Origin of the sequence: Pseudomonas protegens (genome assembly GCF_013407925.2) — a bacterium.
Classification (GTDB): domain Bacteria; phylum Pseudomonadota; class Gammaproteobacteria; order Pseudomonadales; family Pseudomonadaceae; genus Aquipseudomonas; species Aquipseudomonas fluorescens_AP.
The window spans coordinates 2,829,663-2,851,471 of sequence record NZ_CP060201.1 but is presented as its reverse complement, the minus strand read 5'-3'; the positions used below and the strand labels follow the sequence as shown (position 1 = coordinate 2,851,471).

The 21,809-nt window shown below is 64.3% G+C and carries 21 protein-coding genes; 9 read left to right on the top strand and 12 right to left on the bottom strand.

The window, feature by feature from the left end:
- Positions 1-85 precede the first annotated feature (85 nt).
- Positions 86-856 (top strand): imidazole glycerol phosphate synthase subunit HisF, encoded by a 771-nt coding sequence (hisF, locus tag GGI48_RS13130; RefSeq protein ID WP_179598622.1) that lies wholly within the window; start codon positions 86-88, stop codon positions 854-856.
- A 63-nt stretch (positions 857-919) separates the two neighbouring features.
- Positions 920-1,675 carry a substrate-binding periplasmic protein gene (locus GGI48_RS13125; RefSeq protein WP_179598621.1) on the top strand — a complete coding sequence of 252 codons (756 nt, stop codon included), beginning with the start codon at positions 920-922 and terminating at the stop codon, positions 1,673-1,675.
- An 84-nt stretch (positions 1,676-1,759) separates the two neighbouring features.
- Here the strand turns inward: GGI48_RS13125 and GGI48_RS13120 are convergent, their stop codons facing one another.
- From GGI48_RS13120 to gpmI, 5 genes are all read right to left on the bottom strand, one after another.
- Positions 1,760-2,566, bottom strand: a complete 807-nt coding sequence (locus GGI48_RS13120) for a divergent polysaccharide deacetylase family protein (RefSeq protein WP_179598620.1) — start codon at positions 2,564-2,566, stop codon at positions 1,760-1,762.
- A 115-nt stretch (positions 2,567-2,681) separates the two neighbouring features.
- Complete coding sequence (locus GGI48_RS13115) at positions 2,682-3,992, bottom strand: S41 family peptidase (RefSeq protein ID WP_060842223.1); 1,311 nt, start codon at positions 3,990-3,992, stop codon at positions 2,682-2,684.
- A 31-nt stretch (positions 3,993-4,023) separates the two neighbouring features.
- Entirely contained in the window at positions 4,024-5,310 is a 1,287-nt protein-coding gene (locus GGI48_RS13110; protein ID WP_047301110.1) for a murein hydrolase activator EnvC family protein, read from the bottom strand.
- Positions 5,311-5,472: 162 nt separating this feature from the next.
- Positions 5,473-6,393 carry a DUF1460 domain-containing protein gene (locus GGI48_RS13105; RefSeq protein WP_179598619.1) on the bottom strand — a complete coding sequence of 307 codons (921 nt, stop codon included), beginning with the start codon at positions 6,391-6,393 and terminating at the stop codon, positions 5,473-5,475.
- 183 nt (positions 6,394-6,576) lie between these two features.
- Positions 6,577-8,118 (bottom strand): 2,3-bisphosphoglycerate-independent phosphoglycerate mutase, encoded by a 1,542-nt coding sequence (gene gpmI, locus GGI48_RS13100; protein ID WP_179598617.1) that lies wholly within the window; start codon positions 8,116-8,118, stop codon positions 6,577-6,579.
- Between the two features lie 165 nt (positions 8,119-8,283).
- On the opposite strand from gpmI, the gene GGI48_RS13095 reads away from it, so the two are divergent.
- From GGI48_RS13095 to secB, 3 genes are read left to right on the top strand one after another with little or no spacing between them, the layout of a single operon-like run.
- Positions 8,284-8,697 (top strand): rhodanese-like domain-containing protein, encoded by a 414-nt coding sequence (locus tag GGI48_RS13095; RefSeq protein WP_047283556.1) that lies wholly within the window; start codon positions 8,284-8,286, stop codon positions 8,695-8,697.
- On the top strand, positions 8,697-8,951 hold the full coding sequence (grxC, locus tag GGI48_RS13090) for a glutaredoxin 3 (RefSeq protein WP_016963307.1): 255 nt from the start codon (positions 8,697-8,699) through the stop codon (positions 8,949-8,951). Before GGI48_RS13095 ends, grxC begins: the two co-directional genes overlap by 1 nt.
- Positions 8,952-8,993: 42 nt before the next feature.
- Positions 8,994-9,476, top strand: coding sequence for a protein-export chaperone SecB (gene secB, locus GGI48_RS13085; protein WP_016963308.1), 483 nt, complete (start codon positions 8,994-8,996; stop codon positions 9,474-9,476).
- A 184-nt stretch (positions 9,477-9,660) separates the two neighbouring features.
- Here secB and GGI48_RS13080 read toward each other — a convergent pair whose 3' ends face one another.
- Complete coding sequence (locus GGI48_RS13080; RefSeq protein ID WP_179598616.1) at positions 9,661-10,116, bottom strand: tRNA (cytidine(34)-2'-O)-methyltransferase; 456 nt, start codon at positions 10,114-10,116, stop codon at positions 9,661-9,663.
- Here GGI48_RS13080 and GGI48_RS13075 point away from each other — a divergent pair.
- Positions 10,115-10,555 carry a hypothetical protein gene (locus GGI48_RS13075; RefSeq protein ID WP_016963310.1) on the top strand — a complete coding sequence of 147 codons (441 nt, stop codon included), beginning with the start codon at positions 10,115-10,117 and terminating at the stop codon, positions 10,553-10,555. The genes GGI48_RS13080 and GGI48_RS13075 overlap by 2 nt on opposite strands.
- A gap of 691 nt (positions 10,556-11,246) precedes the next feature.
- Here GGI48_RS13075 and ntrC read toward each other — a convergent pair.
- The gene (gene ntrC / locus GGI48_RS13070; RefSeq protein ID WP_092318775.1) at positions 11,247-12,683 is read right to left on the bottom strand and encodes a nitrogen regulation protein NR(I); all 1,437 of its coding nucleotides are present in this window, start codon (positions 12,681-12,683) and stop codon (positions 11,247-11,249) included.
- Positions 12,680-13,765, bottom strand: coding sequence for a nitrogen regulation protein NR(II) (gene glnL / locus GGI48_RS13065; protein ID WP_016963312.1), 1,086 nt, complete (start codon positions 13,763-13,765; stop codon positions 12,680-12,682). The genes ntrC and glnL overlap by 4 nt, the downstream gene beginning before the upstream one ends.
- Positions 13,766-14,128: 363 nt before the next feature.
- On the opposite strand from glnL, the gene GGI48_RS13060 reads away from it, so the two are divergent.
- Entirely contained in the window at positions 14,129-15,223 is a 1,095-nt protein-coding gene (locus tag GGI48_RS13060) for a bifunctional transcriptional activator/DNA repair enzyme AdaA (protein WP_047301119.1), read from the top strand.
- Here GGI48_RS13060 and GGI48_RS13055 read toward each other — a convergent pair.
- On the bottom strand, positions 15,206-16,630 hold the full coding sequence (locus tag GGI48_RS13055) for an MFS transporter (RefSeq protein WP_179598615.1): 1,425 nt from the start codon (positions 16,628-16,630) through the stop codon (positions 15,206-15,208). The genes GGI48_RS13060 and GGI48_RS13055 overlap by 18 nt on opposite strands.
- Before the next feature lie 155 nt (positions 16,631-16,785).
- Positions 16,786-17,685 carry a LysR family transcriptional regulator gene (locus GGI48_RS13050; protein WP_179598614.1) on the bottom strand — a complete coding sequence of 300 codons (900 nt, stop codon included), beginning with the start codon at positions 17,683-17,685 and terminating at the stop codon, positions 16,786-16,788.
- A 111-nt stretch (positions 17,686-17,796) separates the two neighbouring features.
- On the opposite strand from GGI48_RS13050, the gene GGI48_RS13045 reads away from it, so the two are divergent.
- Both GGI48_RS13045 and GGI48_RS13040 read left to right on the top strand, forming a co-directional pair.
- Positions 17,797-19,518 (top strand): acyl-CoA dehydrogenase family protein, encoded by a 1,722-nt coding sequence (locus GGI48_RS13045; RefSeq protein ID WP_179598613.1) that lies wholly within the window; start codon positions 17,797-17,799, stop codon positions 19,516-19,518.
- Positions 19,519-19,553: 35 nt separating this feature from the next.
- Entirely contained in the window at positions 19,554-20,741 is a 1,188-nt protein-coding gene (locus GGI48_RS13040; protein WP_179598611.1) for a CaiB/BaiF CoA transferase family protein, read from the top strand.
- 9 nt (positions 20,742-20,750) lie between these two features.
- Here GGI48_RS13040 and GGI48_RS13035 read toward each other — a convergent pair whose 3' ends face one another.
- Both GGI48_RS13035 and GGI48_RS13030 read right to left on the bottom strand, forming a co-directional pair.
- Complete coding sequence (locus tag GGI48_RS13035; RefSeq protein ID WP_260620654.1) at positions 20,751-21,101, bottom strand: hypothetical protein; 351 nt, start codon at positions 21,099-21,101, stop codon at positions 20,751-20,753.
- A gap of 75 nt (positions 21,102-21,176) precedes the next feature.
- Positions 21,177-21,731 (bottom strand): chorismate mutase, encoded by a 555-nt coding sequence (locus tag GGI48_RS13030; RefSeq protein WP_179598610.1) that lies wholly within the window; start codon positions 21,729-21,731, stop codon positions 21,177-21,179.
- Positions 21,732-21,809: the final 78 nt, after the last annotated feature.

The following is a 21,809-nucleotide window of genomic DNA, read 5'->3' as shown; positions in this document are numbered from 1 at the left end:
CGGCCAGTTGGCAGCGTGACCGCGATCCGCTCCTGCTTGCCGCTTGAAGCTTGTCGCTTGCAACTCTTAATCGGAGATTAAGCCTATGGCCTTAGCCAAACGCATCATCCCTTGCCTGGACGTGGACAACGGCCGGGTGGTCAAGGGCGTCAAATTCGAGAACATCCGTGACGCTGGCGATCCGGTGGAAATCGCCCGTCGCTACGACGAGCAGGGTGCCGACGAAATCACTTTCCTCGACATCACCGCCAGCGTCGATGGCCGCGATACCACCTTGCATACCGTCGAGCGCATGGCCAGCCAGGTGTTCATTCCGCTGACCGTGGGCGGTGGCGTGCGCACCGTGCAGGACATCCGCAACCTGCTCAATGCCGGCGCGGACAAGGTTTCGATCAACACCGCGGCGGTGTTCAACCCCGAGTTCGTCGGTGAAGCGGCGCAGCATTTCGGCTCGCAATGCATCGTGGTCGCCATCGACGCGAAGAAAGTCTCCGGCCCGGGCGAAACCCCGCGCTGGGAAATCTTCACCCACGGCGGACGCAAGCCCACCGGGCTGGACGCGGTGGAGTGGGCGAAGAAGATGGAAGGCCTGGGCGCCGGTGAAATCCTCCTCACCAGCATGGATCAGGACGGCATGAAAAACGGCTTCGACCTGGGCGTGACCCGAGCCATCAGCGATGCCCTGGGGATTCCGGTGATTGCCTCCGGCGGCGTCGGCAACCTGCAGCATCTGGCCGACGGCATCCTCGAAGGCCACGCCAGCGCGGTGCTGGCGGCGAGTATTTTCCACTTCGGCGAATACACGGTTCCCGAGGCCAAGGCCTACATGACGCAGCGCGGGATCGTGGTGCGATAGCCACTGGACAGCATGGCGTGCTCACGGCACTCTTGAGCACGCCATGGATTCTGGTATCCCGTCATGTTCAAACCTCTTCTTGTGGTTGTCGCCAGCGCCGCGCTGCTGCTGAGCACCCTGGCCCGCGCCGCTGATACCGCCGACACCTCCCTGGTGTTGCTGACGGAAAACTTCCCCCCCTACAACATGGCCAAGAACGGCAAGAACTTCGCCCAAGGCGAGAACATCGACGGCATTGCCGTGGATATCGTCCGCGAAATGTTCAAGCGTGCCGGGATCAATTACAGCCTGACCCTGCGGTTTCCCTGGGAGCGCATCTACAAGATGGCCCTGGAGCAGCCGGGCTATGGCGTGTTCGTCATGGCCCGCCTGCCGGACCGCGAGCCGCTGTTCAAGTGGGTCGGTCCCATCGGCCCGGATGACTGGATCATGCTGGCCAAGGCCGGTAGCACCATCAGCCTCGAATCCCTGGAGCAGGCGCGCAAGTACAAGATCGGCGCCTACAAGGGCGATGCCATTGCCCAGACCCTGGCCAAGCAGGGCCTGGCGCCCCAGGTGGTGCTGCGGGACCAGGACAACGCCAAAAAGCTGGTGGCGGGGCAGATCGACCTGTGGGCCACCGGCGATCCGGCGGGACGTTACCTGGCCAAGCAGGAAGGCATCAGCGGCCTCAAGACCGTGCTGCGCTTCAACAGCGCCGAGCTGTACCTGGCCCTGAACAAGGACGTGTCCGATGAGGTGGTGGCCAAGCTCCAGGCGGCCCTGGACGCGATGCGCGAAGAGGGGCTGGTGGAAGAGATCATGGGGCGCTATCTCTAGATCAGCGGCAAGTTGCAAGCGGCAAGCTACAAGTAACAGCAGGTCGGCGGCGCTTCGGCTTGCAGCGTGAGGCTTGCCGCTGCCCTATCTGTACTTGCCATTCTTGCCGTGCCCGGCCATGGCTTCGTTGCTGCGCAGGCTGATCATCGACTTGATATCGATCCACTCGATGCCCTGGGCCTTGAGCTTGGGCAGTTCGCGTTCGAGCACGGCCAGGGTCTGTGGATAAGGGTGGCCGATCATCACCGCAGAGCCCTGTTTGCGCGCCAGCTTGATCGCCGTCTGCAACTGCTGGGCAATCGCCGCTTCGGTGCGCTCGTCGTCCAGGAACACATCCCGGGAAACACTGGCCAGGCCGATTTTCTGCGCTTCGGCGGCGGCGACCGTCTGGGCGCTGGTGCGGCTGTCGACGAAGAATTTGTGGCGGCGCTGCAAGTCGGCCATCAGCCAGGCCATGGCCTGGGGTTGGGCGGTCATGCGGCTGCCCATGTGGTTGTTCAGGCCGCTGGTGTAGGGCACGGCCTGGAAGGCGGCTTCCAGGCGTTTTTGCAGCTCTTCGATGGGCAGCTCGGGGTGCCAGGCGAAGGGCCCGGTGGCCGGGTCCATGGGCATGTGCAGGATGACGATCTTGCCGGCGCGATGGGCTTCGCGGGCAAATTCGGTGGCGTGGGGCGTGTCGGGCATGATCGCCGTGGTCACCGGGCCCGGCAGGGCCAGTACGCGGCGGTCGCGGGGCAGGTTCTGGCCGAGGTCGTCGATGATCAGGCTCAGGTAGGCCTTGGGCGCGCTGGCGGTGGGTTCGGCGGCTTGGGTGATCAGGGGCAAGAGGCACAGCAGGCTGAGCAGCGGGGCGCGGAGCGAGCGTAACAGGGGTGGGCAGCGGGAAATCATGGGAATAGGGATCAGGCCTTCAGGGCAATGGGCGCCCTGGCGGGCGCTTCGCTGGCAAGCCAGCTCCTACGCAAGCCGGCTCCTGTAGGAACCGGCTTGCCGGCGAAGGGTTCAATCACTTGCCGCGGGTAATGCTCAGCCCCTTGAGCAGGCTCAGGGCCTGGGCCAGCTGGTAGTCGTCATCCTGCGGCATCGGCTTGGCCTTGCTGGCCGAACCGCTTGGCTTGTCGGCGCCGCCGTTGCCGTTGCCCAGGTGACCCTGCAGGTCGGCTTCCTTGAAGTACTCGCCGTCCTGGGCCTCGCTAGTGATCTTGGCGCGGCGCACTTCGATGTCCGGAACGATGCCCTGGGCCTGGATCGAGCGGCCGTTGGGGGTAAAGTACAGCGCGGTGGTGATCTTCAGCGCGCGGTCGTTGTTCAGCGGCAGCACGGTCTGTACCGAGCCCTTGCCGAAGCTGGTGGTGCCCATCAGCACCGCGCGTTTCTGGTCCTGCAGGGCGCCGGCGACGATTTCCGATGCCGAGGCGCTGCCGCCGTTGATCAGCACCACCATCGGCACCGCTTCGCTTTCGTCCTTGCCGGTGGCAGAGAAGCGCAGCTCGGAGTTGGCGATGCGGCCCTTGGTGTAGACGATCAGGCCCTTGGTGATGAAGTGGTCGACCACTTCCACCGCGGCCTGCAGCACGCCGCCCGGGTTGTTGCGCAGGTCGAGGATGATGCCGTTGAGCTTCTTGCCGTTGTCCTTGCGCAGCTTGGCCAGGGCCTTGGAGACTTCCTCGCCGGTCTTGACCTGGAACTGGGTGATGCGGATGTAGCCGTAGCCGGATTCCAGCAACTGGCTCTTCACGCTTTTCACCTGGATGGTGGCGCGGGCCAGGGTCACGTCGAACGGCGTGCCGCCGTCGCGCACCAGGGTCAGGGTGATTTTCTGGCCGATCTTGCCGCGCATCTTGTCCACGGCTTCGGTCATGGTCTGGCCGCGGGTCGGTTGGCCGTTGATCTTGACGATCAGGTCGCCGGCCTGGATCCCGGCCTTGGACGCCGGGGTGTCGTCGATCGGCGAGACCACTTTGATAAAGCCGTCTTCGGCGCCGACTTCAATGCCCAGGCCGCCGAATTCGCCGCTGGTGCTTTCCTGCAGTTCGGCGAAGTCTTCCGGCCCCAGGTAGGCCGAGTGCGGGTCGAGGTTGCTGAGCATGCCCTTGATGGCATTCTCCAGCAGGGTCTTGTCGTCCACGGGTTCGACATAGGCCGCCTTGATCCGGTCCATGACCTCGGCAAAGGTGCGCAGTTCTTCCAGCGGCAAAGGTGCCTTGGTGGTCGCGGCGGTCGCTGATTGAGCGGTTTCGGCGGCAAACGCCAGAGGCGCTCCGATCACCAGGGCGATCGTCAGGGCCAGCGAGGTAAGGCGGGACAAATGCAGCATGTCGAACGAACTCCTAATTTAGATGCAGCGCTTATCCTTGCGCGTGGCACCACTGTGCCGGGTCGCTGGGGCGGCCCTGCTGACGAATTGCAAAGTACAGCGCAGGAGTGTCCTGTCCGCCACTATTACCCACGGTGGAGATGGACTCTCCGGCCTTGACCACATCACCCGCTTCCTTGAGCAGGGTCTGGTTGTGTCCGTAGAGACTCAGGTAGCCGTTGCCGTGATCGAGGATCACCAGCAGCCCGGCGCCGCGCAGCCAGTCGGCGAACACCACCCGGCCACCGTGCACGGCGTGCACCTGGCTGCCGGCGGCGGCGCTGATCATCACCCCGTCCCACTTGGAACGGGAGTCGTCACCGCGGGTTTCACCAAAGCGTGCCAGCAATCGACCATCAACCGGCCATGGAAGTTTTCCCCGGGCCGCAGCAAATGCACCACCAAAGGACGGGCCGGCGCTGGAAACCAGGGCGCCGGGGCTTGATCTTGCGGGTTTGCGCGGCGCATCGCTGGCGTCGGCCTGGGCCTCACGCAAACGCTTTTTTTCGGCTTCCTGCTGGGCGATCAGCGCTTTCTGGCGCGCTTCCTCTGCCTCGCGGGCCTGGCGGGCCAGGGTTTCTTCAATGGTTTTCAGGACCTTGGCCAGGTCGGCCTGGTCCTGTTCGCGGGCCTTGAGCTTGTCGTCCCGGGCCTTCACGTCGTCATTGAGCTTGGCCAGGGCCAGTTGCCGCTCCTTGCGCACCTTGTCGAGTTCTTCGCGCTGGGTGTCGAGGCTGCTCTTCTGCACCAGCAACTGGGCCTGCTGCAGGGAAATGTCCTTTTCCACATTGGCCAGCTGACGCAGGGTTTCGTTGAAATTCTTCAACTGCTCCAGGCGCGCCTGGCTCAGGTAGTCGTAGTAGGTCAGGGTGCGGGCGAATTTTTCCGGGTTCTGCTGGTTGAGCAGCAGCTTGAGGTATTCCTGGCGCCCGTTCTGGTAGGCCGCGCGGGCCTGGATGGCGATCAGTCGCTGTTGTTCAGTGCGCGCGCTCTGGAGTTTTTTTTTCTCCTCATCGAGTCGCTGCAGCTCGGTTTCGCTTTTCTTCAGCTCTTTCTGCAGGGCTTCGACCTGCTTTTCCAGCTTGCCCATCTCGGTTTCGGTGCCGCGCAGTTCTTTCTGCACCCCGGATTTTTCTTCCTGCAGCTTGCCCAGCAGTTTCTTCAGCTCGGCAATGTCCTGACGCGTGGCGTCCAACTGTTGTTGGGTTTGCGCGCGCTCGTCGGCAAAGGCCGGTTGGAGCAGGCAGATCAGAGCAAGGGCAATCAGGGCGCGAAGCATAGAGGCGGGCGACACCAGGGAAAGGGACGGCCTAGTATGCCCGCCCATCGCGGCAAAAAAAACGCCTCAAGGCCAACTGCTTTGCGGCGTTCGTCATAAAAAGCCGTTTCCGGGCGGTTATTGGGCGATTTGCTATCAGCACGCCGCCGATTCCCGGGCTGATCAGCCAGACGCTTGCGCGTGGGGCGGATGCTGTTGCGCCTGGGCGCTGCTCTCTGAGGTGGAGGCAGGGGGACCGGCCAGGTCGGTTGGCCGGGCGCGCAGGACCACGATGCCCGGAACGTCGTGGACGTACTCCATGAACGGCGAGTCGATCACCACGCGCTGGTTTTGCTTCGAGGACGCATTGCGCAGGACCGGGCCCTGGGCGGTCTGGATGAACAGCCCGGTATGGGTGACGTCCAGGCCCGCGAGCGGGGTGTAGATGCCGATGTAGTCGCCGGTGCGCAGGCGGCTGAGCACATGCTGGTCGATCCGCGCGCTGGGAATGTAGGTGATGTCGCGTTCGGCCACGGGCAGGCCCGACAGGTAATGGCCGCCATCGGCCTTTTGATTGAGGTGCTTGGCGACGGTCACCGCATCGGCACCGAGCAGGGCGGTGACGTCATCGGCCAAGGGTTGCCCGGCCTGGGCCCAGTCGCTGAAGAAGTGCCGGCGGTTGAGGAAATTGATCTCGCCGTTGACGTAGCGAATCTGCACCAGGTTGTTGATGAAGCCAGCCTCGTCGTGGGACTGGCGCAAGGCCTCGACGTAATCCAGGTAGGTAAAGCAGTCCAGGCCTCTGAAGTCGACCACCAGTTTCTCGGCCAGGGTCGCGGAGCCTTGCAGTTTGTTCGGCACATAGGGCGTCTGCAGGAACTCCCGTGAAATCAGGTCGTTCATCTGCCCGATGTCGGCCGCGTGCTGCTGGGGCTGGATCTGCAACAGCGCGCGCAGTTTGTCGGCGGTCAGCGGGTCCATGGTCACCCGGGTGTGTGGCTGCTCGGGCGTGCTGCCACGGGGATCTACCGACGGTTTTGCCGGGACCTGGCTTGCGCAGCCTGAGAGGAGGGAGGCTAGGAACAGCGTAGCCATCTTGTTCATGGGGATTCTCTCTGCGGGCATCTCTGATAACGATAATCATTATTCAGCAAGTGGCAGGGTTTGTCTGTTGCCGCGGTCATGCGCTTGAGCCTTTGCGCCGTGCCTTGAGGGCGGCGGGGTCGCGATGAAAAACGCCCGATGGGCTGCATCGGGCGTTTTTCATGCAACGGTCACCGGGCTGTTTCAGTGCGTGGGGTCGACCAGGATCGAGGTGCCGGTCATTTCCTCGGGTTGGGGCAGGTCCAGCAGCTTGAGCATGGTCGGCGCCACGTCCGCCAGCACCCCGCCTTCGCGGACTTTCAGGGCGCGCTTGCCGTAATAGATGAAGGGCACCGGCTCGGTGGTGTGAGCGGTGTGGGCCTGACCGGTGGAGGCGTCGGACATCTGCTCGACGTTGCCGTGGTCGGCAGTGATCAGGGCTTCGCCACCGACCTTTTCCAGGGCATCGACGATGCGCCCGACACACAGGTCCAGGCATTCCACGGCTTTCACCGCCGCTTCGAAGACACCGCTGTGGCCGACCATGTCGCCGTTGGCGTAGTTGACGATGATCACGTCATAACGCTGGTGCTCGATGGCATCGACGATCTTGTCGGTGACTTCAGGAGCGCTCATTTCCGGCTGCAGGTCGTAGGTGGCGACTTTCGGCGACGGGATCAGGATGCGTTCCTCCCCCGGGAACGGCTCTTCACGGCCACCGGAGAAGAAGAAGGTCACATGGGCGTACTTTTCGGTTTCGGCGATGCGCAGCTGGGTCTTGCCGTTTTTCGCCAAATAGTCGCCCAGTACGTTTTCCAGGCTGCCCGGAGCAAAGGCCGCCGGCGCGGGGATGCTGGCGGCGTACTGGGTGAGCATGACGAAACCGGCCAGCTTGGGCTGGCGCGCGCGTTCGAAGTCCTTGAAGTCGTCCTCGACGAAGACCCGGGTCAGCTCGCGGGCGCGGTCGGCGCGGAAGTTCATGAACACCACGGCGTCGCCGTCTTCGACCTTGACCGGCTCGCCGATGGTGGTGGCCTTGACGAATTCGTCGCTTTCATCGCGAGCGTAGGCGGCTTGCAGGCCTTCCTGGGCGGTGGCGGCGTTGAACTGGCCCTGGCCGTCGACGATCAGGTTGTAGGCCTGGGCCACGCGGTCCCAGCGGTTGTCACGGTCCATGGCGAAGTAGCGGCCGATCAGGCTGGCGATGCGGCCCTTGCCCAGGGTCTTGAAGGTTTCGTCCAGCAGTTCGATGGACGACTGGGCGCTTTTCGGCGGCGTGTCGCGACCATCAAGGAAGGCGTGCAGGTAGATCTTCTCGGCGCCGCGCTTGAAGGCCAGCTCGGCCATGGCGATCAGGTGGTCCTGGTGGCTGTGCACGCCGCCATCCGACAGCAGGCCGAGGATGTGCACCGCCTTGCCGGCGGCCACGGCCTTGTCCACGGCGGCGCAAATGGTCGGGTTCTCGAAGAACTCGCCGTCACGGATGGCCTTGGTCACCCGGGTGAAGTCCTGGTACACCACGCGACCGGCGCCCAGATTCATGTGGCCGACCTCGGAGTTGCCCATCTGCCCATCCGGCAGGCCGACGTCCATGCCCGAGCCCGAGATCAGGCCGTTGGGCATGCTGGCGCACAAGCGGTCCAGGACTGGCTTCCTGGCCGCATAGACGGCGTTGGATTCGTGGCTCTCGCTGTGACCGAAGCCATCCAGAATCATCAGGACCAAAGGTTTAGGCGTGGTAGTCATGGCGTCCACTCGTGGCTGGATAGGAAAGTGTTGAAAAAGGAGGTGTGGAAAAACGGAGTGGCAGTTTAAAGCGAAGTTCCGGTGGCGTCACCGCCGGGCGGGGTTTGGCCGACCTTGAGGGCTGTGTATACTGGCCGACATTTTAACGCCCTGGAACCTCCTTAGATGGTTGCTCACCTGATTCAATTCGCCACTGAACACTACTTGCTCGTCGGCGCCTTCGCCATCCTGCTGGCTCTGTTGATCGCTCATGAATTGAGCCGCGGTGGCCGCAGCCTCAGCACCCGTGAACTGACCGCGCTGGTCAACAGCGAGCAGGGCGTGGTGATCGATATTCGTCCGTCCAAGGACTACGCCGCCGGCCATATCGTCGGCGCGCTGAACATTCCCCAGGACAAGCTGGCCGCCCGTGTCGGCGAGCTGGAAAAGCACAAGGCCAAGACCATCATCCTGGTGGACGCCCAAGGCCAGCACGCCGGCACCCATGCCCGTGAGCTGCTGAAGTCCGGTTTCACCGCCGCCAAGCTGTCCGGTGGTGTAGCCAGCTGGAAAGCCGACAACCTGCCATTGGTGAAGTAATGCCCAAGGTCATCGTCTACTCCAGTGATTACTGCCCTTACTGCTCGCGGGCCAAGCAACTGCTCGGGAGCAAAGGCGTAGCCTTCGAAGAGATCAAGGTCGATGGCAAGCCGCAGGTGCGCGCCGACATGGCCCAGAAGGCCGGACGCACGTCCGTGCCGCAGATCTGGATCGGCGCCACCCATGTAGGTGGTTGTGATGATTTGTTTGCCCTGGAGCGCGCCGGCAAGCTCGACGCGCTGCTGGCGGCCTGAAATTCCTAACCCTATTAGACCCAAGATCAAGAAGGATCTGAGATGACTGACCAACAGAACACTGCTGCTGCCGAAGACGAAAGCGCACCGCAATTCTCCCTGCAGCGCATCTACGTGCGTGACCTGTCCTTCGAAGCGCCGAAAAGCCCGGCGATCTTCCGTCAGCAGTGGGAGCCAAGCGTCGGCCTGGATCTCAACACCCGTCAGAAGGCTCTGGAAGCCGACTTCCACGAAGTGGTGCTGACCCTGTCCGTGACCGTGAAGAACGGCGACGAAGTGGCCTTCATCGCTGAAGTGCAACAGGCCGGTATCTTCCTGATCAAGAACCTGGACGAGGCTTCCATGAGCCACACCCTGGGTGCCTTCTGCCCGAACATCCTGTTCCCTTACGCTCGCGAAGCGCTGGACAGCCTGGTGACCCGTGGTTCGTTCCCGGCCCTGATGCTGGCCCCGGTGAACTTCGACGCGCTGTACGCCCAGGAGCTGCAACGTCTGCAGTCCGCCGGCGAAAACACCGTTCAATAAGAGCGGCCCGCGGTACGAAAAAAGCGCCTGTAACGGCGCTTTTTTCATGCGTGAGCCTTAGCTGTGCAAACCCTGTAGCCGCTGCCGCAGGCTGCGATCGACCACGAAGTGGGCGCCGCGATGGTGCACCCAAGAAGGCCCTTCGGGCCTTGTCGCAGCCTGCGGCAGCGGCTACAGAGAAGGGTTACTTGAAGCCCAGTTGCCGCCAGCCTTCATAGACCGCCACCGCCACGGTGTTGGACAGGTTCAGGCTGCGGCAGCCTTCGCGCATGGGCAGGCGCAGGCGCTGCTCGCCGGGCAGGGCGTTCAGCACGTCCGCCGGCAGGCCGCGGCTCTCGGGGCCGAACAGGAAGGCGTCGCCCTCCTTGAAGCTGGCGTCATGGAAGGGCCGCGAGCCCTTGGTGGTGAAGGCGAACAGGCGCGGATGGCCGAGGCTTTCCAGGCAACTGGCGAGGTCGGCGTGGCGTTGCAGGGTGGCGTATTCGTGATAGTCGAGGCCGGCACGGCGCAGGCGCTTGTCGTCCATTTCGAAACCCAGTGGCTCGATCAAATGCAGGTGGCAGCCGCTGTTGGCGCACAGCCTGATAACGTTGCCGGTATTCGGCGGAATTTCTGGTTGAAAGAGGATGACGTGAAACATGCACGGCTCCGAAGAAAAAGATGGGCTGCATTCTACGCCTGAAGAGGACCCGCGACCGAAGCTTATGCTGCGGGTGTTCGGCTCGCTGGCGATTGTCGGGATGATGGTGGGACTGATGATTGGTCGACTGACCCAGCCCGATCCGGTGGAGTTGCAACAGGTCGAGGTGGCGGCCGATGGCCTGGTGGTCTGGTTCAACCACGAGCCCAAGGTTCACGGCGAACATATCGATGGCACCGTCGCCTTGCTGTTCGATGCGCAAGGACGGGCGCAGAACGGTCAGTTGCAGGTCAATCAGAAGACCGTGAACTGGCGGGTGCGGCTGGCGGACCAGGGCTTGCTGCTGAACCTGGTGGCTGCCCGGCCGCTGCGGGGCCAGTGGAGTGCCAGCCAGGTGGACGGGCGCTGGCGCCTGGCGATCCACCTGCAGGAGGAATAAAAGAGGGAAACCCCGGCCTGCCTGTACCAAGGCCCCCAAAAGCGGGAGGGGCTGATCGCCTGGGCGGGCGATGAGTCCCGGTGTAAAGAGGGGGATTCCAGGCCTGCCTGTACCAGGGTCCCCGAAAGGGTTGTGGGCGCGTCGCTCAAAGCGTGATCAGCCCGGTGTTAAAGAGGGAAGCCCCAGCCTGCCTGTACCGAGGTTCCCGAAAGCTTGGGCGCGTCGCTCGCAGCGTGCTGAGCCCGGTGTTAAAGAGGGAATTCCCGGCCTGCCTGTACCGAGATTCCCGAAAACGTGGCCCGTCGCTGTGAGCGGGATGGGCCGGGTGTTAAAGAGGGGAATCCCCGGCCTGCCTGTACCAAGGTCCCCTAAACTGGGTGGTGACTGGATTAATGCAGAGGGCGTGCCAGTTTTCGCGATAGTCGCGCGTGCTGCCGTGAAAAAATTTGAAAGCCCCGTAATCCGGGGCTTTTGGGTTTTCGGCGGAGGGCTTTTCAGCGCTGAGGCCCGGGGTGTGCCCGGGCTCGATGGCGCTGCAGCGCGCCTTCGGGCAGTGCATGCACCCCATCCTGGTGCACGCACATCCTCGTCGTAGGAGCCGGCTTGCCGGCGAAAGCGCCGGTCAGCGCTCTGCAAGGCTCAGGGGTCTTTTCGCTGGCAAGCCAGCTCCTACGTGCCGTGGGGCGGTGCTTCAGCCTTCTTCGCTTTCGTCCTCGTCGCCACCGTCGACCTTCATCCCCAGCTCCTTGATCTTGCGAGTCAGGGTGTTGCGGCCCCAGCCCAGCAGCACGGCGGCGTCGCGGCGGCGGCCGGCGGTGTGCTTGAGGGCGGTTTCGATCATGATCCGCTCGAAACTCGGCACCGCGCTGTCCAGCAGGTTCGATTGGCCACGGGCCAGGGCCTGGTCGGCCCACTGGCGCAGGGCCTGTTCCCAGTTGGTCACCGGTGCCGAATCCTGGGGCAGGCTCAGCAGCTCCGGCGGCAGGTCGCTGATGTGCACCTCGCGCCCCGAGGCCATGACGGTGATCCAGCGGCAGGTGTTTTCCAGCTGGCGCACGTTGCCCGGCCACGGCAGGTTCTTCAGGTATTCCTCGGTTTCGTTCTTCAGCAGCTTGGGCTCCACCGCCAGTTCCTGGGCGGCACGGCTGAGGAAGTGCTTGGCCAGGGTCGGGATGTCTTCACGACGGTCCGACAGGCGCGGAATATGGATGCGGATCACGTTGAGACGGTGGAACAGGTCCTCGCGGAACTTGCCGGCGTGCACCAGGGTTTCCAGGTTCTGGTGGGTCGCGGCGATGATCCGCACGTCGACCTTGACCGGCGTGTGGCCACCGACCCGGTAGAACTCGCCGTCGGCCAGGACTCGCAGCAGGCGGGTCTGGGTATCGGCCGGCATGTCGCCGATCTCGTCGAGGAACAGGGTGCCGCCGTCGGCCTGTTCGAAACGTCCACGGCGCAGGTTGGCGGCGCCGGTGAAGGCGCCTTTTTCATGGCCGAACAGCTCGGATTCCATCAGGTCCTTGGGGATCGCCGCCATGTTCAGGGCGATGAACGGCGAGGCCGCCCGCGGGCTGTGGCGATGCAGGGCGTGGGCCACCAGCTCCTTGCCGGTGCCGGACTCGCCGTTGATCAGCACGGTGATGTTGGAGTGGCTCAGGCGGCCGATGGCGCGGAACACCTCCTGCATGGCCGGTGCTTCGCCGATGATTTCCGGGGTGCGGGCCAGGGTCGGCGCCACTTCCAGGCCCTGCTGCTCCTGGGCGTGCTGGTTGGCGCGCTTGACCAGGGACACTGCTTCATCGACATCGAACGGCTTGGGCAGGTACTCGAAGGCCCCGCCCTGGTAGGAGGCGACCGCGCTGTCCAGGTCCGAATGCGCGGTCATGATGATCACCGGCAGGCGCGGGTGCAGCTCGCGAATCCGCGCCAGCAGGTCGAGGCCGCTGGCACCGGGCATGCGGATGTCGGAAATGATCACGTCCGGCTGCTGGCGCGCCAGGCGACTCATCACCCCGTCGGCGCTGTCGAAGCTCTGGGTGGTCATGCCTTCCTGCTGCAGGGCTTTTTCCAGGACCCAACGGATAGAACGGTCGTCATCGACGATCCACACGGTTTCACTACGGCTCATGTCGATGGGGCTCCTTGTTCCAGAGGCAGAAAGATCGAGAAGGTGGTGTGGCCGGGATGGCTGTCACATTCGATCAGGCCCTGGTGCTGGCTGATGATGTTCTGGGTAATGGCCAGGCCCAGCCCGGTGCCGTCCGGGCGGCCGCTGACCATGGGGAAGAAGAGGGTGTCCTGCAGCTCGGCGGGAATGCCCGGGCCGTTGTCGATGATTTCGATCTTGGTCACCAGGCGATGACGCACATGGCCGATGGTGAACTGGCGCATGGTGCGGCTGCGCAGGGTGATGCGCCCCAGGCGCATTTCGTTCTGGCTGCTGATGGCTTGCATGGCGTTGCGCACGATGTTGAGCACCGCCTGGATCATCTGCTCGCGGTCGATCAGCACGTCCGGAATGCTCGGGTCGTAATCGCGCACCAGGGTGATGCAGCCCTGGCTTTCGGCTTCCACCAGGCTGCTGACCCGCTCCAGCACTTCGTGGATGTTGGTCGGCGCCAGGGACGGCAGCTTGTTCGAGCCGAGCATGCGGTCCACCAGGTTTCGCAGGCGGTCGGCCTCTTCGATGATGACGTTGGTGTAGTCCTTGAGGCTTTCCTCGGGCAGCTCGCGAGCCAGCAATTGGGCGGCGCCGCGAATCCCGCCCAGCGGGTTCTTGATTTCGTGGGCCAGGCCGCGCACCAGCATCTTGCTGGTTTCCTGCTTGGACAGTTGGGCCTCTTCCTTGGTGATGCGCAGCAGCCGGTCCCTGGGGTGGACTTCCAGCAGCAGCAAGGTGTCGCCATTGCTGAGGATCGGTGTTACCGCGTAGTCGACGGTCAGGGTCTGGCCGGTCAGGGCGGTGAGCATGGCCTCGCGCTTGGTAAACGGATGCGCCTGTTCCACCGCCTGGCGCAGGGAGCTCAGGGCCTCGGCGGATTCGGTGAACAGCTCGCTGATGAATTGCCCATGGCTGCGCTGGCCGCTGATGGCCAGCAGCATCTCCGCCGCCGGATTCATGTACTCAAGGCGCAGGTCGGCGTTGAGCAGGATGGTGGCGGTGGTCAGGTTGTCCAGAAGCAGACGGTGCAGTGGGTCGCTGATGGTCATTCGGACCTCTTTTGGAGCAGGGCGAGCCGGAGCCGGTCCGGGATCGCGCGCGGGGTTAAAGCGCTGATGTGGAGAAAATGCAAAAACCAAACCAAGGCTCCGAAAAGAAGCGTTAGCGCCCTGAAACAGGCGTTTGAAGCCCGCTTACGTGGCGCTTTGCCAGCTTTGCCGGGTATTTTCGAACCAAAATGGGCTGGGAATGGTCTGTCGGTGCACGCTGTTGCACCAATATAGTGCATGAGTCGGCAGGGCGCTTGGCGGCTGCCCGGATCGGCGAGAATCAACGCCCGTTTTTCAGCGGCAGCGCATAGAGCGCGGGTTTAGAGTGCTCGAACCCGACGCTTCAAGGTTTAGGATGCGGCCATGGAAAACGCCACTTTGCTGTTCCAGCTCCCCGATGACGACACCCTGTATCAGGCCCTTTTGGACCGCGACCCGGCTTATGAGGGCTTTGCGTTCGTCGGGGTCAAGAGCACGGGGGTGTTCTGCCGCCTGACCTGCGCCGCGCGCAAGCCCAAGCGCGAGAACACGGTGTTTTTCGGCTCGATCAAGGGCTGTGTCGAAGCCGGGTTTCGTGCCTGTCTGCGTTGTCGTCCGCTGGAACGGGCCGGGGTGCAGGAACCCTGGGTCCAGACCCTGCTGGAGCAACTGCACGGCGACCCCGAACGTCGCTGGTACGAAGACGATCTGACCCGGCTGGGGCTGGACCCGTCCACCGTGCGTCGCGCCTTCAAGCGCTACTTCGGGGTGACTTTCCTGGAAATGGCCCGCCTGCGGCGCATGGGCCAGGGCATGCAGCAGTTGGCAGGCGGAGAGTCGGTGATTGCGGCGCAGATCAGCGCCGGCTTTGATTCCGACAGCGGCTTTCGCCGGGCTTTTTCCCGTCTGGCCGGCCAGCCGCCGTCGAACCTGCGGGGGCGTGAGCTGCTCAAGGTGGACTGGTTGCAAACCCCCATCGGCGTGATGCTGGCGGTGGCCGACGCCCAGGTCCTGCATCTGCTGGAGTTCTTCGATCGCCCGGCGCTGGCCAGTGAGCTGCAGGCCCTGCAAAAGCGCAGCGGTTCCAGCATAGGTTTCGGGCGTTTCGCCCCGATCGACCAGATCGAGGCCGAACTGCAGCGCTATTTTGCCGGTGAGCCGGGCGGTTTCCACACGCCTCTGGCGATGAACGCCTCGCCCTTCACGCGCACGGTATGGCAGGCCTTGCGCGCCATTCCCCTGGGCAGCACCTGCAGTTATGCCGAGGTGGCGAGCCGGATCGGTTCGCCATCGGCGGTGCGCGCGGTGGCCCGGGCCAACGGCGCCAATCAGATCGCCATCGTCATTGCCTGCCACCGGGTGATCGGCAGCGACGGTACGCTCACTGGCTACGGCGGCGGACTGTGGCGCAAGCGCTGGCTACTGGAGCATGAGCGCCGCTTGCGCCCTTTGGCCGGTGGGTCAGCGAGCGGGTTGTAAAGGGGGCGCGGGAGTGGCCGCGGCGGCTGGAAGCTTATCCACAGGCCACTGAGCCGAACCCTGGTGATTGGCTTCGCGTGCCAGTTCGTCAGCATCCGCCTGTTCTGCCGTGGACAGTTCGGCGGCGTTGTGGCCGATGCGCTTGAGCAGGGCCAGCATGCACAGCAGCGAAACCAGGGCGTAGCAGGCCGAGGCGATGGCCACGCCGATGATGCTGCCGGTGCCATTGAGGATGCTTTGCGCCAGCATCGGGGTGGCGCCGCCGACCAGCAGCGAGCACAGCTGGTAGGAGATCGACAGCCCGCTGTAGCGCACCCGGGTTGGAAAGGCGCGGGCCAGGATGCCGCCCACCGCGCCATAGAACATCGAGTGGGGCACCGTGGCCAGGCACATGCCGAGCACGGCAATCCAGTAGTTGCCGGTTTCCACGGCGAAGAACATCGCCGGCATCAGCAACAGCTCCGGCACCACCATCAGCACCATGGCCTTGCGCATGTCGATGCGCGACACCAGCACCGCCCCCAGGGGTTGGGTAATGAACTGCACCACCAGGGCGATGACGATCACGCTGAGGAAGCTGCTCTGGCTGTAGCCCAGCTCCTTGGTGGCCCAGGACAGGGCAAAGGTGCTCTTGAAGTAGGTGACGTGGATGATCGGCAGCACCCCGGCGCCTAGCAGCACCAGGCGCCAGTGGTCGCGCAGCACTTCGAGAATCGGCAGTTTGACGGTCTTTTTCTGCGCCATCAGGCGCTGCATGTCATCGGATTCTTCGAGCTTGAGGCGGATGACCATGCCGACGATCACCAGCAGTGCCGAGAGCAGGAACGGAATGCGCCAGCCCCAGAGCAGGAAGTCCGGCGCGGGCAGGGCGCTGAGGGCGAAGAACACCAGGGTCGCCAGCAGGTTGCCGGCCGGTGAGCCCTGTTGGGCGAAGGCGGCATAGAGGATGCCCTTGCCCTTGGGCGCACTCTCGCTGGCGATCAGGATCGCCCCGCCCCATTCGCCGCCCACCGCGATGCCCTGGATGATGCGTAGGGTCACCAGGGCAATGGGCGCCCAGATGCCAATCTGCAGGTAGCTGGGCAGCAGGCCGATGCAGGTGGTGGCTACGCCCATCATGATCAGGGTGATCACCAGGGTGGTCTTGCGGCCGATCTTGTCGCCCATGTGGCCGAAGATGATGCCGCCGATGGGGCGCGCGACAAAGCCGGCCCACAGGGTCAGGAAGGACAGCAGGGTCGCGGTGCCCGGGGGCAGGTCGGCGGGGAAGAAGACTTTGCCGAACACCAGGGCGGCGGCGATTCCGTAGGCGTAGAAGTCGTACCACTCGATGGTGGTGCCGATGAACGAGGCGATGCCCGCCTTGCGGGCTTTCTTGTGGGCGGCAGCTTCCAGGGCGGCGGTCATGTGCAACTCCTGCTTGTTATTGTTATGGGCGCCCCGGCAGGGCGCATGGGCTTCATGCAAGACCCGACCGCTGGGAGCCTATACAGGCAGGAATCGAAAAATATAATGATTAAATCTTATGGTTTGATACGTGATTTCGTATCGCCGGGCAGCGCTCAGCCCTGGGTGGTTGGCGGTTGCAGCAAGGATCTGAACAAGGCGAGGAAACTGTCGGCGGCGGCCGAGGGTTTGTCCGCCAGGTGGATCGCCAGAATCTCCGAAGGCGCGCCCTGGCCTTCAATCTCGCAGCACGTCACCCCCGATTGGCCGAGCAGGGCCAGGGTCTGGGGCACCAGTGCCACCCCCATCTCATGGGCCACCATCGCCACCACGGTTTGCCAGAGCCGGGTTTCGTGGCGAATGCGTGGGCTGAACCCGGCGGCCACGCAACGGGCGATGATCAGGTCGTGGTAGTGCGGCGAAACCTCCCGTGGAAACAGGATGAAATCATCATGGGCCAACTGTTTCAGGTCGACCCGCGCCTGCCCGGCCAGCGGGTGACCCTGGGGCAGGCAGCAGAGAAAGGGTTCGGTCAGCAGGGTTTCACTGTGGATGCCGGCGGCGAAGGTGCCGGCATGAACGAAGCCGATATCGATCTGCCCGCGTTGCAGGGCCTGAGCCTGGTCGGCACTGTTCATTTCCATCAGCACGATCTCGGTGTCCGGATGATCGCGCTCGAAGGCCTTGACCGCCTGGGGCAGGCCACGGTGCAGGATCGAGTTGACGAAGCCCAGGCTCAGGCGCCCGGCAAAACCCTCGGCCGAGCGCTGGGTCAGGCGCCGAGCCTGGTCGGCCCGCAGCAGCAGGTAGCGCGCTTCGCCCAGCAGCACCTGGCCGGCATTGGTCAGGCTCACGGACTTGTTGTTGCGGTTGAGCAACTGGATGTCCAACTGCCCTTCAAGCTTCTTGATGTCGAAGCTCAGCGCCGGTTGCGAAATGCACAGCCGCTCCGCGGCGCGCCCGAAGTGCAGTTCCTCGGCCACGGCGACGAAGTAGCGCAGTTGTTTGAGGTCCATGGGGAGGCTGCCCTCTACGATATGATTTTCTTATCGTAGTGGATGAATTTTGTATTAGATAGTTATCGATGGCGACTCTAGTCTCGGCCTACAAAAACCAGGAGACGCGCCATGACCGCCGAGCCCCGCCCCATCGAAGACAGCCTGAATATCCCCGACAGCCGTGGCATCAACCTGTTTGCATGTGACGCCGGCCTGGCCGCGCTGCTCCAGGTCTACCTGCCACCGGCGGTCTATCAGCAGTGGTTGCCGACCCTGCAGCGCCTGGGCGCCCGGGCCGGTGGCGAGCTGGATGTGCTGGCCCTGTGCGCCGACAAGCACCCGCCGGTGTTGCAGCCCCGTACCCGGCGCGGCGAGAACCTGCAAAGCATTGCCAAGCACCCGGACTACGTGGCCCTGGAGCGGGTGGCCTACGCCGAACTGGGCCTGGCCGCCATGAGCCATCGCCCCGATGCTCCGCTGCCGCTGGTCAAGTACGCCCTGACCTACCTGTTCGTCCAGGCCGAGTTCGGCCTGTGCTGCCCGGTGAGCATGACCGACTCCCTGACCCGCACGCTGCGCAAGTTCGGCGCGCCCGAGCTGGTGCAGCGCTACCTGCCGCAGTTGCAATCCCAGGATTTCGACGAGCTGTTCCAGGGGGCGATGTTCATGACCGAGCAAGCCGCCGGCTCCGACGTCTCACGCACCGAAACCCGTGCCCGGCTGGAAGAGGGCCAGTGGCGCCTGTATGGCGAGAAATGGTTCTGTTCCAACCCGGACGCGGACCTGGCCATGGTCCTGGCACGGCCGGAAGACGCACCGTCCGGCATGGCCGGGGTGACCCTGTTCCTGCTGCCGAAAATGCTGCCCGATGGTTCGCGCAACCTGTACCGGATCCAGCGCCTGAAGGACAAGTTGGGCAGTCGTTCCATGGCCAGTGGCGAGATCACCCTGCAAGGCGCCACGGCCTACCTGATCGGTGAGATCGGCCGCGGCTTTCAACAGATGGCCGACATGATCAACATGTCGCGCCTGTCCAACGGCGTGCGCGCGGCGGGGTTGATGCGCCGGGGCCTGAGCGAGGCGCTGTACATCGCCCGCCAGCGTCGGGCGTTTGGCAAGTACTTGATCGAGATGCCGCTGATGCAGCGCCAGTTGCTGAAGATGATGCTGCCTACCGAACAGGCGCGCTCGATGTTCATGCAGATCGCCACCTTGCTGCCCCGGGCCGATGGCGGCGAGGAGATGGCGCGCAAGTGCGTGCGGATTCTTACGCCGCTGATCAAGTTCCGCGCCTGCCGCGATGCGCGCCGGGTGACCGGCGATGCCATGGAGGTGCGAGGCGGGGTCGGCTACATCGAGGAGTGGAGCGATGCCCGGCTGGTGCGTGATGCCCACCTGGGGTCGATCTGGGAGGGCACCAGCAACATCGTCGCCCTGGACATAGCCCGGGCGGCGACCCGGGAGCAGGCGCTGGAGCCGTTGCGGGGCTATCTGGCCGGGCTGTTGGCCGAGGCCGATTTGCCGGAAGCCAGCCGCAAGCTGTTCGACTCGGCGCTGCTGCGCACTGTGACCAGCTTTCACACGGTGGCGCAGCAGCGCCGGGACGAACAGGTGCGCCAGGCCGGCAGTGTGCTCTATCACCTGACCAGTGCGATCTTCATGGCCTGGGAGGCCACGCGCCAGGCCGCGGATTATCGACGCCTGGCCCTGGCTCATCTGGTGCTGGCGCACAAGGTCCTGCCGCGCGATCCCCTGAGCCTGGAACCGGTTATCGATGCCGGACTGCTGGCGCGGCTGGCCAATGAAGGCCCGTTGTCCCAGGCCGAAGCCATGCAATTGCTGCCGGCCTGAAGGCGCGCCCCTTGCCGATTTTCCGGAGTCCTCACATGAAGCAAGCCCAAGGGGCCCTGGCGGGCCTGAAAATCATCGACCTCAGCCGCGTGCTGGGCGGTCCCTACTGTTCCCAGGCCCTGGCTGACCATGGCGCCGAAGTGATCAAGCTGGAGCCCTTGAGTGGTGACGAGACCCGTGGTTGGGGGCCGCCGTTCGAAGGCGATGACGCCTCGTACTTTCGCGGTATCAACCGCAACAAGCAGGGGATTGCGGTCGACCTGTCGCGCCCCGCAGGCCTGGAGCTGCTGATGCAGCTGCTGGAAGGCGCCGATGTACTGATCGAGAACTTCAAGCCGGGCACCCTGCAGCGTTGGGGCATCGGTTTCGAGGAGGTGCTGAGCCAGCGTTTTCCGGCATTGATCCACTGTGGGATTTCCGGCTTTGGCGCCGATGGCCCGCTGGGCGGGCTGCCTGGTTACGACGCGGTGATCCAGGCCATGGCCGGCTTGATGAGCGTCAACGGCGAAGGCGAGGGCGGGCCGCTGCGCATCGGCTTGCCGATTGTCGATATGGTCACCGGCCTGAATGCCCTGGCGGGGATCCTGCTGGCCCTCAACGAGCGCCAGCGCAGCGGCCGCGGGCAGTCGCTGGACATCTCCCTGTACGATTGCGGCGTGTCCTTGCTGCATCCTCATTTGCCGAACTACTTCGCCGCCGGCAAGACCCCGAAGCGCACGGGAAATGCCCACCCCAACATCGCCCCCTACGACAGCTATCGCACCGCCGGCGAACCGATCTTCCTCGCGGTGGGCAATGATCGGCAGTTCGCTAGGCTGTGCCAGGAACTGGGGGCCGGCGCGTTGCTGCAAGACCCGCGGTTTGCCAACAACGGCCAGCGTTCGGTTAATCGCGAGGCCTTGAAGCAGGCGCTGGAGCAGCATCTGGCCGCTCACGATGGGGCCGCGCTGGCGCCGCGGTTGATTGGCCTGGGGGTGCCGTGCGGCTCGATCGCCACGGTGGACCAGGTGGTGGCTCATCCCCATACCCGGCATCGCGGCCTGCTGGTGGAGATAGGCGATTATCGCGGCGTTGGTTCACCGCTGAAGCTCTCGCGAACGCCGGCCAGCTATCGCACTGCGCCACCCAGGTTGGGCCAGGACACCCGCGCGGTGCTGCAGGGATTGGGGCTGGATGAGCCGACGATTGCCAAATTGCTGGCCAGTGGCGTGGTGCGCGGTTGAGGCCCCTGATCAGCGACGGTGGGCGCGCAGCAGGGTGAAGGTGATGCTCGGGCTCTGTTGCAGCACCCGCGTGCCCTCAAGGATCTGTACCGCCAGGCGATGTTGGCCACGGTCGATGTTCACCAGCGCCAGCTCGGGGCCCCGGCTGGTGGCGCCATACGCCCTATCGTCCAGCAGCAGGCGCAGACGATGCTGCGGTTGCAGGTCCGGGGCCAATAGCACCCGCACATTGAAGCTACCGTTGTTGGCCCGCAGCGCGCCGTGCTCGGGCACGCCGAGCACCTGCAATTGCGCATAGGGCTCTGCGCAGGCGGGTAGGGCTGTTATCCACAGCAGGCAAAAGGCAGCAATGCGCATCATGCTGAGTCAGCTCGTTGAAGGGCTGCGGTTGAAAGGCTCCAGCATAGGGTGCGACCGGGCATGGCGCGGGCGTGGTTAACCTTTGAACACACATAACTCGGCGGTGGCGCGGACCATCGTCAGCTGCCGCAAAGGGTCGTTGCTGGCGGCCTGATTGGCCCGGGCCAGCCATTGCGGGCATTGTGGGTCGGTCTGGTACGGGGCGAAGTCAGCCAGTTGCTGCAGCAGGCGTTTTTGTAACTGATCGAGTTGTGGGCGGATCTGTCCGGCCAGGTCCTGGCGCGGGGTGTCCGGCGCCCGGCCTTGCAGGTGCCAGGCCGAGAGTCGGGCGTATTGCACCAGCTTGTTGGCTTCGATCTGGGCGGCGAAGAACTGCGCCACCGTTTCTTCGCTCAGGTGATAGGTCGCGGCCTGGGCCGTGGCGCCGGCAATCACTTGCTGCTCTCGCGGGCGGTCTTCCACGGCCTTGTGGCTGTCCCATTTGCTCAGGGCCACCTGATCGGCCATGGTCAGGCGCTCACTGATGCTCTGCAGCAGTGGGGCGAGGGTGGGCGGGGCATCGCTGGCGCAGGCGGCGCTGGTGAGCAGGCTGCAAGTCAGGGCGAGGCACAGGTTGAGGCGCGAAGTCATGGGCGGGCTCGGCTGATGGGAAGGAGGACGCCCATGATGCACGCAACCACCGCGGGCCGGGCCAGTGGGCGGGCATAA

Bases quoted from the DNA above. Each gene is read 5' to 3' on its own strand.
- GGI48_RS13055 (WP_179598615.1), bottom strand. From the start codon at position 16,630: ATGACCGCCGCCCTGGAAGCTGCCGCCCACAAGAAAGCCCGCAAGGCG.
- ntrC (WP_092318775.1), bottom strand. From the start codon at position 12,683: ATGAGCCGTAGTGAAACCGTGTGGATCGTCGATGACGACCGTTCTATC.
- GGI48_RS13125 (WP_179598621.1), top strand. From the start codon at position 920: ATGTTCAAACCTCTTCTTGTGGTTGTCGCCAGCGCCGCGCTGCTGCTG.
- GGI48_RS13075 (WP_016963310.1), top strand. From the start codon at position 10,115: ATGCACGGCTCCGAAGAAAAAGATGGGCTGCATTCTACGCCTGAAGAG.
- gpmI (WP_179598617.1), bottom strand. From the start codon at position 8,118: ATGACTACCACGCCTAAACCTTTGGTCCTGATGATTCTGGATGGCTTC.
- GGI48_RS13040 (WP_179598611.1), top strand. From the start codon at position 19,554: ATGAAGCAAGCCCAAGGGGCCCTGGCGGGCCTGAAAATCATCGACCTC.
- GGI48_RS13110 (WP_047301110.1), bottom strand. From the start codon at position 5,310: ATGCTTCGCGCCCTGATTGCCCTTGCTCTGATCTGCCTGCTCCAACCG.
- GGI48_RS13095 (WP_047283556.1), top strand. From the start codon at position 8,284: ATGGTTGCTCACCTGATTCAATTCGCCACTGAACACTACTTGCTCGTC.
- GGI48_RS13120 (WP_179598620.1), bottom strand. From the start codon at position 2,566: ATGATTTCCCGCTGCCCACCCCTGTTACGCTCGCTCCGCGCCCCGCTG.
- hisF (WP_179598622.1), top strand. From the start codon at position 86: ATGGCCTTAGCCAAACGCATCATCCCTTGCCTGGACGTGGACAACGGC.
- secB (WP_016963308.1), top strand. From the start codon at position 8,994: ATGACTGACCAACAGAACACTGCTGCTGCCGAAGACGAAAGCGCACCG.
- GGI48_RS13045 (WP_179598613.1), top strand. From the start codon at position 17,797: ATGACCGCCGAGCCCCGCCCCATCGAAGACAGCCTGAATATCCCCGAC.
- GGI48_RS13050 (WP_179598614.1), bottom strand. From the start codon at position 17,685: ATGGACCTCAAACAACTGCGCTACTTCGTCGCCGTGGCCGAGGAACTG.
- grxC (WP_016963307.1), top strand. From the start codon at position 8,697: ATGCCCAAGGTCATCGTCTACTCCAGTGATTACTGCCCTTACTGCTCG.
- GGI48_RS13030 (WP_179598610.1), bottom strand. From the start codon at position 21,731: ATGACTTCGCGCCTCAACCTGTGCCTCGCCCTGACTTGCAGCCTGCTC.
- GGI48_RS13035 (WP_260620654.1), bottom strand. From the start codon at position 21,101: ATGATGCGCATTGCTGCCTTTTGCCTGCTGTGGATAACAGCCCTACCC.
- GGI48_RS13080 (WP_179598616.1), bottom strand. From the start codon at position 10,116: ATGTTTCACGTCATCCTCTTTCAACCAGAAATTCCGCCGAATACCGGC.
- GGI48_RS13060 (WP_047301119.1), top strand. From the start codon at position 14,129: ATGGAAAACGCCACTTTGCTGTTCCAGCTCCCCGATGACGACACCCTG.
- GGI48_RS13115 (WP_060842223.1), bottom strand. From the start codon at position 3,992: ATGCTGCATTTGTCCCGCCTTACCTCGCTGGCCCTGACGATCGCCCTG.
- GGI48_RS13105 (WP_179598619.1), bottom strand. From the start codon at position 6,393: ATGAACAAGATGGCTACGCTGTTCCTAGCCTCCCTCCTCTCAGGCTGC.
- glnL (WP_016963312.1), bottom strand. From the start codon at position 13,765: ATGACCATCAGCGACCCACTGCACCGTCTGCTTCTGGACAACCTGACC.